Raw genomic sequence first — 12125 nt, forward strand, 5'->3', positions numbered from 1 at the left:
GCTCTCGATCAGGGGACCGCTTCCGCGCCTTCGTAGTACCCGGCGAGGTTGAGCATGTCGACGGCATCGCCTCGGTTGACGACGCCGAGCTTGCGGTAGATCGAGGAGGCCTGGGACTTGACCGTTCCCGTCGACACATGCAGCCGCCGCGCGATCTCCGGAAACGAGAGCCGGCTCGACAGCATCCCCGCGATCTTCTGCTCTCGTTTCGTCAAGCGCGGCAGGCCCGGTGACGTCTTCGAGTCGAGAGCCGACCGCGAAACCTGAACACGATAGATCGCGGTCTGGCGCCGAAGGAGCGGAAACACGCGGTCGCTGGCGTCGAGCAGAGGACCGACGTCATGCAGAGGAACGATCCTCAGCGCGGCCGAGAAATGCTCGATGCCTCCGCCGACGAAGGCCGCACCGCCCTCGCGCAGTGCCGCCGCCGGGTTTCCGAGGCGAAGATGCGCGCATGCACGTACGAGGAGTATCAGAGGGAGACTCCATCGGCTATGGCGGGCTCTGCCGCGAATGCACTCGCTCGATACCGCCAGCACTTCTCGATAGTCCTGCCGCTGAAGAGCCGCCACCGCGAGAATGACATTCGGGCACAGCAGATGATTCCCCAGGACCGACTTGCCTCGCACGATCCCTTCGGCCCGCACCGGTTCCCTTTCGCACAGATAGAGATACCCCAGCAGATACCAGGCGAATTCCCGCACCAGTTCGGTCCCGATCAGCAGTGGAATGCCCTGGGCCGTCCTCGTCGCAAGGTCGATCGCGTGCGCGTTCTCCCCCTGCATCGCCAGCGCGACCGATTCCGCGAGATCCCCCAGCGGAGCAGCGACGGGCTCGGTATCGGCCAGACTCCGCAATTGCACCGCGATGCTCCGCGCTCGCTGCCCGTCCGTGCAGGCGAAGGCGAGGAGAAGCCCTGCCACGGCCTCCGAGTAGCCCGTGTCCTGCGGGCTCCAGCCCCTCTGCGCGGCGAGCTCTGAGCGCCGGGCCAGAAGATCCTCCGCGATCGCCCATTCCCCGTTGAGGGCGTTCGCCGCCGCGCCCACTCCGAGCACCCGGAGCTGCCATCGCGGATCCGGCACCTCCTCCGAGAGCCTCATCGCAAGGCTGGCGTATTCCAGGGCGTGCAGGGTCTCGGCGAAAGCCGCATAGGCCTCGGAGAGGGCGACGAACCGTGCGAGCGGAATCTCGGGCGCGAGGCCCCGATCCCTCGCGTCCGGCCAGGATGCCCTCATCTCGTCCGCCAGACGGCGAGCGTCGCCCTGACGATTCATCCGGACCATGCTCATCAGCCTCGCCGTATCGACCTCCTGGCGTGAGGCGTAGGCCAGCTCGCTCAGTTGTGCGGGACCGACCGCCAGCAGCGCGGGGCCGTCCAGCACAGCCGCCGCGGAACCGCCGCGGAGTGAGGACTCGATGACGCGTCGAGCGACCGCGAGCAATGACATGTTCCCTCCGCCCTCGGCGCGCACGGCGCGGCGATCCCGGTTCACAATCGCCGAGACTGCATCTCCATCGCCGGGATCCATGGCCGTCTCGATTGCTGACATTCTGGCGCGATCACAGCGTGCTGTCGCCCCGCGCTGGTTGGAAAACGGTTGAACTTCTCGGCCGCGGTTGAAGAGCGGTTGATTTCTCAGCGAACCGACGTTTCTGCACCATTTCGCCCCCGACCATAAGTCGAAAGCAGGCTTCGAGCGCCCCGAGGGAGAGCGACATGAATGGGACGGAATTGCACGCGAGAGGTGCGGACGCGGAGAGGATCGACCGCCGCATGTCACGGCGGACCATTGTCAAGGGGGCGGCGTGGAGCCTCCCGGTGATCGCCGCGGCCACGGCGCTGCCGGGTGCCGCGGCGAGCGGGCCGATCATCTCGGTGACGTGTTTCGATTCCCAGTGGACGACGATTCGGCCGGCAATGGCGTTCCCCTGGTCGACCGCCGCGCTCAGCAACGGCGACGGCACGTTCTCCACGGTGCTCGTGGCCTACACCTCGATCAACATGTCCTGTCCGGTCCCCGCCGGGGCGACGTTCGTGATCTATTCGTTCGAACCGGTCGTCTCCGGCGTCGTGGGGAACGCCTCGATCACGGTCCAGACCAGTGATCGTGGCACGGTGTCGGGACAGTGGAAGCCGAACGGCACGGTGCCGCCTGGTACGACCGTCCAGGCGCCTGTGGCAGGAGTCAAATATGCGGACCCTCTTCTGGCGGCATCGAACGTGAACGCCGTCGCCGCCCAGGTCATCTACCTGGACTACAGCTGGAGTCCGACGCCTGCCGACGCCTTCACCGGACCCGATGCGAGCCACCACATCACGGGCGTCACCGTCACCTACACCATGACGGTGACGCCGTACGGTCCCATGGGAGCCATGGCGCCCATCGCGTACCCGGTCACGATCACGCAGACGTTCGACCGCCCGCTCCTCGGATACGACCTCTACCAGAACGTGAACTATCTGTACTGGTATGCCGGATACCCCGGCACCGCCCAACTGCTTCCCGGAGCATGAGCTCGCGACCGCCGATGCGCCGCTTCCGTGCACGAGAGCACCCGCGAATGCCCCTCGCGAGAAGGTCGAGGAACCGCGACCCCTATTGGACCCCGTGGCTCCTCCGGGAGTATCGCGGCGCCCCGGTATGGGGCGCTGTGCTCTTCCTCGTCGTCATCCTGAGCATCGGGGTGCTGGCACTGACCGTGCGCTGAGCGCCCGCGCGGCCCTGCGAGGATGGATCCATGCCTCACGTCGTCGCGCTCTACCGCCACCCGGTCAAGGGGTTCACGCCCGAGAAGCTGCCCGCCCTCACGGTGCAGGCGGACGGACGGATCGCCGGCGACCGCGTGCTCGCGTTCCGCTTCGCGGATGCGGCGACGCCCGAGGAGCGCGACGGACTGGACCACTGGCCGAAGTCGAAGGGGCTCGCGCTGGAGACCTTCCCCGGGCTCGCCGCGCTGCGGCTGGAGTTCGACGAGACGGCGCAGCGCATCCGGATCGATCATGCCGGGGCGACGCTCGTGGAGGCGGGCCTCGACGAGGACGGCCGCGCCACGCTCGTCGAGGCGATGACGGCCTTCGTGCTCGACTCCCCCGACGGCAAGCGCCTGCAGCGCCCAGGGCGACTGCCGCTGGCCCTCGTCGGCGACGGCGAGAGCTCTCGCTTCCAGGACCGCGGCCGCGGCTACGTGTCCCTGCACAGCGAGGCCAGCGTCGCCGCGCTCGGGGCGGCGCTCGCGCAGGACGTCGATGACCGCCGGTTCCGCTCGAACGTCGTGATCGGCGGCGTCGACGCGTGGGACGAGCTGGACTGGCAGGGCGAGGTCACGATCGGGGATGTGCGGCTCAGGACAGCGGGCCCGATCGTGCGTTGCCTCGCGACGCACGCGAACCCGGACACCGGCGAGCGCGATGCGAGCGTGCTGAAGACGCTCACCGGATCCTTCGGGCAGGACGAGCCGACGCTCGGCCGGCTGCTGATCCTCCCCGGCGTGAGCGGCGCCGTCGGCGAAGACGCGGGCGTCGGCGGCACGATCCGCGTGGGCGACGAGGTCGTCGTGGGCTGACCCGCCGCCGGATCCTCCGATCCTCCCCGGCGGCGGGCGCGGACGTCAGTCCAGGGCCGTCGCGCGCAGGATCAGCGCCGTCTCCGGATGCACGGACGGCATCACCAGGCCGACGCGCGCGAGCATCCGCCCCGTCAGCACGATGCCGTCCTTCTGCCACGGCGCCGGATTGCCGTGCAATCCGCGCAGGCTGAGCGGCTCGATCTCGACCCGGTAGCGGCGCTCGTCCTCGAGGCCCGGCAGTCGGAACCGGCCCGAGCTCGCCGTCGTCGCGGCGGTGAGCGCCGTGCACAGATAGAGCGCCCTGCTCCGGTCCTCCGCGACGACGCCCTGCATCGCGAACGCAGGATCCGGCACGTCCACACGCACCATCGTGCCGCCGTGCAACAGATCCCGTTCGCGCTTGTGGAGGGCGATCCAGTCCGCGAGCTGCGCACGCTCGTCCTCGGTCCAGCCGCGGATGTCGGCCTCGACGCCCAGATGGCCGAAGAGTGCGACGGACGCACGGAAGGACAGCGTGTGCGAGCGGCCCGTGACATGCGACGGCGCCGAGGCGATGTGCGCGCCGATGAGCTCGGGCGGGATCAGCTGCGCGGTCCACGCATTGATCCGCTGCCGCTCGAGCGGGTCGTTGTCGTCGGATCCCCAGACGCGGTCGGTGCGCTCCAGCACCCCGAGGTCCACCCGTCCGCCGCCCGAGGAGCAGGACTCGATCTCGAGCCCGGGGTGGCGCTGCTTGAGCTCGTCGACGAGCCGGTAGAACGCAGCGGTCTGGCCATGCACCCCCGGCGTGCGGCGGGGCCCGGTGCCCGCCTCGACGAGATCCCGGTTGTGATCCCACTTGAGGTAGGCGATGTCGTACTCGTCGAGGAGCGCGAGCAGGGCGTTCCTGATGTGGGCGTAGCAGTCGGGGTTCGCCAGATCGAGCACCTGCTGGTTGCGGCCCGTGAGCGGCCATTCCCCGCGGGCCGACATGATCCACTCCGGATGCGCCCGGGCGAGGTCGGAGTCGGGGTTCACCATCTCCGGCTCGACCCACAGCCCGAACTGCATGCCGAGTCCGCGCACATGATCGACGAGCGGATGCAGTCCCTGCGGCCAGACATCGGCCGACACCGTCCAGTCGCCGAGACCCGCGTGGTCGTCGCGACGCGCGCCGAACCAGCCGTCGTCGAGCACGAAGCGCTCCACGCCGACCGCCGCGGCCGCGTCGGCGAGCTCGATGAGGTCCTTCGCGTTCTGCGCGAAGTAGACCGCCTCCCAGACATTGAGCGTGACGGGGCGCACCGTGCGGGGATGCTGCGGGCGGGCACGCATCATCCGGTGCGACTGCACCGCGAGCGCATCGAGTCCCCACCCGTAGAACCCGTACAGCCACGGGCTCGTGTACTCCTCGCCCGGTGCGAGGCGCCCCTCGCCCGGCAGCAGCAGCTCCCCGCCGGCGAGCACCTGCCTCCCCTCGGCGACCCGCTCGACCTGGTGCACATGATTGCCGGACCAGCCGACGTGGATCCCCCAGACCTCGCCCGAGGAGAAGTCGAAGCCGTGTCGGCCCACGATCAGGGCCATCGCCGCGCCGAGCCCCGTACGCCCCCGGCGGTTCTCCCGACGGTGCGCGCCGACGCCCAGTCGACGACGCTGCGGAACCCGCTCCACGGCCCAGCGCCCCGCGAAGTCGAGGGCTTCATCCGCCTCCAGCGGCACGGGGAGCGACGGCAGGAGCTCGTCGACCCGATACACGTCGCCGGCGGCGTTGCGCACGGCGGCGCGCATGCGGACGACCCCGGATCCGGTCAACTCGATCTCCAGCACGAGGACGAGCCCCGCCTCGGCATCGGCGGCCTCGACGCGCACGGCTGCCGGACCCGCCGAAAGGACCCGCCCTCGCCGGCCGGCGGAAGACCCCGCCGCATCGACCCCGTCGATCGCGACGGCCGTCACCCGGAACAGCGGGGACCAGTGCGCCCCGTCCCGGGATCCGCTGATCCCCGGGGTCCCGTTCCAGCCGCGGGCGAGTTCCGGGAGCACCGACACGGGCACGACCGCGTCCACCTCGCTGCCCGCGTCCGGGAAGACCCCCGCGAGCGCGAGCGCCTCGAACGAGGCGTCGTCGAGCGGTCCGCACGGGGCGCCCCAGTGCACGACGACGGGAAGCCCCCCGTCCCGGATGTCGAGGACCAGGGCGACGCCGCCGGCCTCCAGCGCGATGCCGAGATCCACGGATCCGGCGCTCACCGCGTCACCGGCAGTCATTGACGACATGATTCCTCTTCCTGAGCGGTTCGAGTATTGTTTACGTTGCCATGCAAGGGATCAACGTGCAAAGGATCAAGGACGGCGCGCCGCGCGCCTCGATCAAGGACGTCGCCCTCCGCGCGGGGGTGTCCCCGCAGACCGTCTCGCGCGTCGCGAACGGCTACGCGCACGTGCGGCCGGAGAAGCGCGAGAAGGTGCTCGAGGCGATGCGCGAGCTCGGGTACCGGCCGAACAGCGCCGCGCGCAATCTGAAGTCGGGCCGCTTCCGCAGCCTGGGCGTCGTCGCCTTCAACATCACGACGCTCGGCAATGAGCGGACTCTGGAGGCCGTCGCCGAAGCGGGCGCCGAGGCCGGATACACGACGACGTTGATCCCGGTCGCGGATCCGACGCGCCTGAACGTCGCGGGGGCCTTCGGGCGCCTCGAGGAGCAGGCCGTGGACGGCATCATCCTCATCATGTCGGCGGAGTTCGGCTCCCCCGACGACTACGCGCTCACCGCGGGGCTGCCGCTCGTGATCGTCGACTCGACCGCGACCGCGGAGCACACGCTCGTCGACACCGACCAGGAGCAGGGCGCCCGCACGGCCATGCAGCACCTGCTCGATCTCGGGCACCGGCGCATCGCGCACGTCGCCGGCCCGCTCAAGTCCTTCTCCGCACGCCGACGCGAGGACGCGTACGCGCGCGTCTGCCAGGAGCACGCCCTCGATCCCACCGGCCGGCACCGCGGCAACTGGACCGCGGACTCCGGCTACGCGGCCGGCCGCGAGATCCTCGCCGAGCAGCCGCGTCCCACGGCGGTCTTCGCCGCGAACGACCAGATGGCCCTGGGCGTGATGCGCGCCGCGCACGAGGCCGGCCTGCGGATCCCGGAGGACCTCAGCGTGATCGGCTTCGACGACAGCGATGACAGCGGGAGCTACTGGCCGCCGCTGTCCACGATCCACCAGCACTTCGACGTCGTCGGGCAGCGCGCGACCGAGCTGCTCATCGCGATGATCGACGGGGAGCCGCTGCCCGAGAATCCGCTGATCCCGACCCGGTTGGTCGTGCGGGAGAGCACGGGCCCCGCACCCGCCACGGCGTGAGCCCACGTCAGAACTCGGTCGGGCCGAGCCGGGGCTCCGCGGCGAACCGGGCCGTGAGGCGCTCCGAGCCGCGCAGCTCGAGCACGAGGATCTCGTTCCCCTCCTCGCGCAGCACGGGTGCGGGGACGTACAGGGTCTCCTGCGGCCCCCGGGCGGAGTAGCGGCCGAGCGCGAAGCCGTTGATCCAGACCATGCCCGACCCCCAGCCGCGCACGTCGAGGTGAAGGTCGCCCGAGGGATCGGCCTCGAAGCGGCCGCCGAGAAGGACCGGTCCGCCGAGGGGGGCGCCCGCCGGCAGCGCGGTCCCCCGCGCGTCGAGCGCCTCGCGGATCTCGTCCGCCGTCAGCTCGAGAGGCGCCGCACGCCAGCCGCGCAGCTCCTCGCCGTCCAGGCGCACAGGGCCGATCAGCCCCTTGGCCTCGCCGATCCGGGGGCCGTAGTTCACGCCGCCCAGGTGCTCGACGAGGATCGAGAGCTCTCCGGCCGCGGGCAGCGCGAGCACACGGTCGTGCGCCTCGCGATCCAGGACGCCGACCGGACGCCCGTCGAGCAGCAGGTGCGCCCGATCGCGCACCTCCCCCACGGTGAGCGCGCCGCCGTGCGGGATGTCGACGGAGTACCGCGAGAACCCGCGCGGAGAGCCGAGCGCCGTCGCCGCAGGAGCCGTGTCGTACGCGCCCCAGCGCTCCAGCCCGGCATCGACGAGCCCCAGGGCGCGCACGAGCGGCGTTTCGAGGATGCGGGACGGGATGCGCGCCGCAGGACGTTCGTCGGGCACGGGGGCGTGCGCCGCGATCACGTCGCGGAACGCCCAGTACTTCTCCGTGGGCGTGCCGTCCTCCGCGATCGGCGCGTCGTAGTCGTAGGAGGTGGCGATCGGCCGATAGACGCCCTTGTCATTGGCGCCGGCCGTGTAGCCGAAGTTGGTGCCGCCGTGCACCATGTAGATGTTCACGCTCGCCCCCGCCGCGAGGATCGCCGCCAGCTCGGCCGCACTGTCCGCCGCGGAGGTCGTGTGGTGGGGCTCCCCCCAGCTGTCGAACCAGCCGCACCAGAACTCGGCGCACATGAGCGGGCCGGACGGCTGGTGCCGGCGCAGCGCGGCGAGGCGCTCCTCGGCGCGCGATCCGAACGAGGCGGTGCTCAGGAGCTCGGGGAGAGTTCCGTCGTCGAGCATCGCGTCGGTGGGCTGGTCGACCGTGGTCAGGGGCACCGTGATGCCGGCCGCCCTGGTCATGTCCGTGAGGGCGCGGAGATAGGCCTCGTCCGCACCGTAGGCGCCGTACTCGTTCTCGATCTGGACCAGGATCATGCTGCCGCCCTGATCGATCTGCCGCGGCCGGACGATCTCGTAGACCGCGCCCAGATAGCGCTCGACCTCGGCGAGATAGCGCGGATCCCGGGAGCGCACCGCGATCGTGCCGTCCTCGATGAGCCACTCCGGGAGTCCGCCGTTGTGCCACTCCGCGCAGATGTAGGGCCCGGGGCGGACGATGGCGTGCAGGCCCGCGGCCTGCACCAGATCGAGGAAGCGCCCGAGATCGAGCCCGCCTGCGGCGGAGAACCCGCCCCGCTGCGGTTCGTGCGCGTTCCACGGCACGTACGTCTCGATCGTGTTCAGCCCCATCAGACGAGCCGTGCGGATCCGGTCCTCCCACTGGTCCGGGTGGATGCGGAAGTAGTGCATCGCTCCGGAGATCACCTGATACGGGGCGCCGTCGAGAAGGAAGTCGGTCTCGCCGATGGCGAAGGAGGGCATGAGGACTCCGGGAGCAGGTCGAGGGGTCGGAAGAAGGGGGTCGGCGGAAGGAGGTCGGCGGAAGGAGAGTGCAGGAGGGAGCGGATCCGGCCCGCGAGAATGATGCGGGCCGGATCCGTCGGTGTCACTTGTTGACCTGGAAACCCTGCTGGTTGCCGTAGTCGACGAGCGTCTTCTGCCACTCCACGAGGCCCGCGTTCAGATCGCCCTTGGCGCCGATCTGCTTGCCGACCGAGTCGCCGAAGACGTTGTTCGCGTAGCCCTGGTAGGGCAGGTACTGCCAGCCCGACATCACCGACTTGGCGGAGGCGGCGCCCACGCGGTTCGCCTTCTCGTCGCCGTAGGCCTTGAACGTGGCGTCGGCCCATGCCGGGTCGTCGAAGGTCTTGACCGTGGACGGGAAGCCGCCCTTGTTGATCAGGTCGCGGCCCTTGCCCTCGGTCATCCACTGCAGGACGCCCGCGGCGAGCGCCTTGTTCTTGCTCTGCGCGGTGACGCTCAGGCCGCTGCCGCCGTTCTCGGCGGAGCCGGGGGTGCCGTCCCAGGTCGGCATCGGAGCGACCTGCCACTTGCCCGCACCGTGGTCGTCCATGCCGCCGATCATCCAGGAGCCCATCATCAGGCTCGCGAGCTTGTCCTGGTTCAGCGCCTTGTTCCACTCGTCCGACCAGGTGGACAGCGGGGAGAGCTCGCCGCGCTGCAGCAGTCCGCCCCACATGTCGGCGAACTTCTTGCTGCCCTCGTCCTGCAGGTCGATCGTGACCTTCTCACCGTCCACGGTGAAGGGGTGACCGCCCGAGGCCCAGATCATGCTCGTGAAGAACCCGGCGTCGCCGCCGTTGGCGATGTACGCGTTCGGGTCCTTGGCGTGGATCGCCGCGCTGTCCTTGACGAAGTCGTCCCAGGTCTTGGGCGCCTCGGTGATGCCGGCGGCCGCGTAGAGGTCCTTGTTGTAGATGAACACCATGGGACCGGAGTCCATCGGGATGCCCACGAGCTTGCCGTTCACGTTGACCGCGTTCCAGGTCGACGCGGTGAACTGGTCCTTGTAGCCGTCGAAGCCGAACGAGGTCATGTCGGCGAGAGCGCCGGCCATGGTCAGCTGCGGCATGGTCTGGTACTCGACGGGCACGATGTCGGGAGCGCCGGAGCCGGCCTTCACGGCGTTCTGCAGCTTGGTCACGGCCGCGTCGGGATTGTCGAGCTTCACGACCTTGATGGTGACCTTCGGGTTCTCCTTCATGAAGGCGTCCGCCTGCTCCTGCGTGGAGTCGCTCCACGTCCACCAGGTGAGTTCGCCGCCCTTGTCGAGCGCGGCCTTGATGTCGCTCTTGGATCCGCCCGAGGCGGCGTCGCTGCCGCTCTGGCACCCGGCGAGGGCGCCGATCATGAGCGAGGTGGCGCCGACGACGACGGCGGCGCGCATCCAGATGTTCTTCTTCACTGCGGGTTTCCTTTCGGGAGGGTGATGCAGAGGTGTCTTGCGGGATCGGTGGGAGAGGGGGAAGGAACGAACGTGAGCGTCTATTTGACGGCGCCGGTCGCGAGGCCGGACTGCCAGTAGCGCTGCAGGTAGAGGAAGGCCGCGGAGATCGGCAGCACGGTCAGCAGGGATCCGGTGATGACCAGCTGCGGGATCGGCTGCGTGCCGATCGACGCCGAGGCGGACGCCCACTGGCTGAGCCCGACGGTGAGCGGGTACCACTCCGGGCTGGAGAGCATGATGAGCGGCAGGAAGTAGTTGTTCCAGGTGGCGACGACGGCGAACATCAGCACCGTGATGAAGGCCGGGGCGAGCTGGCGCAGCGAGATGGAGAAGAAGATCCGCAGCTCGCCGGCCCCGTCCAGGCGCGCGGCCTCGATGAGCTCGTCGGGGATCGCCTCGGCCGCGTAGACCCACACCAGGTACAGGCCGAACGCGCTCACGAGCGAGGGGACGATGACCGCGACGGGCGTGTTGGTGAGACCCAGCTTGCTGAACAGCAGGAACTGCGGCACGGCGAGCACGGATCCGGGGATCGCGAGCGCCCCCAGGATGATCGCGAACACCGCGCGTCGCCCGGGGAACCGGTACTTCGCGAGGCCGTAGCCCGCGAGCGTGGCGAGGAGCGTGGCGCCGCCCGCACCCACCACGACATAGAGCACCGTGTTGAGGAACCAGCGCAGGAAGACCCCGTCGCTGTAGCTGAAGACGTCCGCGATGTTCGTGAACAGCGAGAAGTTCGGTCCGAACCACAGCCCCGACGTGTCGTACAGGTCCTGACGGGACTTCGTGGAGTTCACGACGAGCCAGAACAGCGGACCCAGGCTGTAGATCAGCATCAGGGTCATCACGATCATCAGGGTGATCGAGGTGCGGGTGCGCCGCGCCGGGCGGCGGGCGCCGCGGCGGGACGGGCGGCTCTGGATCCGGCCGCTCGCGAGGCGGCTCGGGCGCCGTCCGGTGACGACGGCTTCGGTGTTCAGCTGCTCCGCGCTGTTCGAGACGACGACGCTCATCACTTCTGCTCCTTCGAGCCCATGGACTGCGCGAAGAACGCGATGATCATGGTGATCACGCCGGAGATGATCGCGATCGCGGCCGCATAGTTGAACTGGGATCCGGCGAACGACAGGTTGAACGCGTACATGTTCGGCGTGAAGTAGCTGGAGATCGCGTTCGGGGCGATCTTCTGCAGCACCGCGGGCTCGTTGAAGAGCTGAAAGCTGCCGATGATGGAGAAGATCGTCGCCACGACGATCGCACCGCGGATGGCGGGGAGCTTGATGCTGAAGACCGTGCGCAGGGCACCCGCCCCGTCGATCTCCGCGGCCTCGTACTGCTCCTGCGGCACCGCCTGCAGCGCCGAGAAGAAGATCAGCATGTTGTAGCCCACGAACTCCCAGGTCACGATGTTGCCGATCGCGGGCAGGATGAAGCTCTCCGAGAGGGGCGAGGGCACGATGTCGCCCAGCCAGCGGTTGAGGTCGGCCACGAGTCCGAACTGATCGCCGTACATGTAGCCCCAGATCATGACGGCCACGACACCCGGCACGGCATACGGGAGGAAGATGCTCAGCCGGTACAGCGGCACGAACCGTAGCCGCGCGCTGTCGAGGGCGAGCGCCGCCACGAGTGCGAGGGCCAGCATGATCGGCACCTGCACGCACAGGAACAGGACCACGCGCCCCGTCGCGTCCCAGAACTTCGGATCCACGAGCGCGGTCGCGTAGTTCTCCAGCCCGACGAAGCGCGTGCCGCCGATCAGGGAGTCGCGGAACAGGCTGAGATAGATCGCGTAGAGCAGCGGTGCGATGAGCACCAGCGCGAACACGAGCATGAAGGGACCGACGAACCACCACCCCGCCCAGGACCGGCGGGAGCGTCGGAGCCGCGTCATCGCGATCGACATCCGTGTCTCACTTCCTCGTGATTGTTTGCGTTATCAATTCACTATAGGCACACTATGGTTACG

9 protein-coding genes are annotated in these 12125 nt (G+C 69.3%); 3 read left to right on the forward strand and 6 right to left on the reverse strand.

The features are described from left to right. Positions 1-8: 8 nt before the first annotated feature. Positions 9-1529: a LuxR C-terminal-related transcriptional regulator gene (locus ACIPY5_RS07305; RefSeq protein ID WP_400968618.1), complete on the reverse strand. Its 1521-nt coding sequence runs from the start codon at positions 1527-1529 to the stop codon at positions 9-11. 245 nt (positions 1530-1774) lie between these two features. Here ACIPY5_RS07305 and ACIPY5_RS07310 point away from each other — a divergent pair, with 245 nt between their 5' ends. Both ACIPY5_RS07310 and ACIPY5_RS07315 read left to right on the forward strand, forming a co-directional pair. Then, entirely contained in the window at positions 1775-2515 is a 741-nt protein-coding gene (locus ACIPY5_RS07310; RefSeq protein ID WP_400968621.1) for a hypothetical protein, read from the forward strand. 224 nt (positions 2516-2739) lie between these two features. Then, positions 2740-3564: an MOSC domain-containing protein gene (locus ACIPY5_RS07315; RefSeq protein WP_400968624.1), complete on the forward strand. Its 825-nt coding sequence runs from the start codon at positions 2740-2742 to the stop codon at positions 3562-3564. A 45-nt stretch (positions 3565-3609) separates the two neighbouring features. Here the strand turns inward: ACIPY5_RS07315 and ACIPY5_RS07320 are convergent, their stop codons facing one another. Further along, positions 3610-5817 (reverse strand): alpha-galactosidase, encoded by a 2208-nt coding sequence (locus tag ACIPY5_RS07320; RefSeq protein ID WP_400968627.1) that lies wholly within the window; start codon positions 5815-5817, stop codon positions 3610-3612. Positions 5818-5867: 50 nt separating this feature from the next. Between ACIPY5_RS07320 and ACIPY5_RS07325 the strand changes: the two genes are divergently transcribed. Then, positions 5868-6911, forward strand: coding sequence for a LacI family DNA-binding transcriptional regulator (locus tag ACIPY5_RS07325; protein ID WP_400968630.1), 1044 nt, complete (start codon positions 5868-5870; stop codon positions 6909-6911). A gap of 7 nt (positions 6912-6918) precedes the next feature. Here ACIPY5_RS07325 and ACIPY5_RS07330 read toward each other — a convergent pair whose 3' ends face one another. The 4 genes from ACIPY5_RS07330 to ACIPY5_RS07345 all read right to left on the reverse strand — a co-directional run bounded on the left by ACIPY5_RS07330 (position 6919) and on the right by ACIPY5_RS07345 (position 12062). Continuing rightward, positions 6919-8670, reverse strand: coding sequence for a beta-galactosidase family protein (locus ACIPY5_RS07330; RefSeq protein ID WP_400968633.1), 1752 nt, complete (start codon positions 8668-8670; stop codon positions 6919-6921). Between the two features lie 124 nt (positions 8671-8794). Beyond that, positions 8795-10114, reverse strand: coding sequence for an ABC transporter substrate-binding protein (locus ACIPY5_RS07335; protein ID WP_400968636.1), 1320 nt, complete (start codon positions 10112-10114; stop codon positions 8795-8797). A gap of 80 nt (positions 10115-10194) precedes the next feature. After that, positions 10195-11169, reverse strand: coding sequence for a carbohydrate ABC transporter permease (locus tag ACIPY5_RS07340; RefSeq protein WP_396652883.1), 975 nt, complete (start codon positions 11167-11169; stop codon positions 10195-10197). After that, on the reverse strand, positions 11169-12062 hold the full coding sequence (locus tag ACIPY5_RS07345) for a carbohydrate ABC transporter permease (RefSeq protein ID WP_400968640.1): 894 nt from the start codon (positions 12060-12062) through the stop codon (positions 11169-11171). The genes ACIPY5_RS07340 and ACIPY5_RS07345 overlap by 1 nt, the downstream gene beginning before the upstream one ends. Positions 12063-12125: the final 63 nt, after the last annotated feature.

Origin of the sequence: Microbacterium sp. NPDC089698 (assembly GCF_044749045.1) — a bacterium.
Lineage (GTDB): Bacteria > Actinomycetota > Actinomycetes > Actinomycetales > Microbacteriaceae > Microbacterium.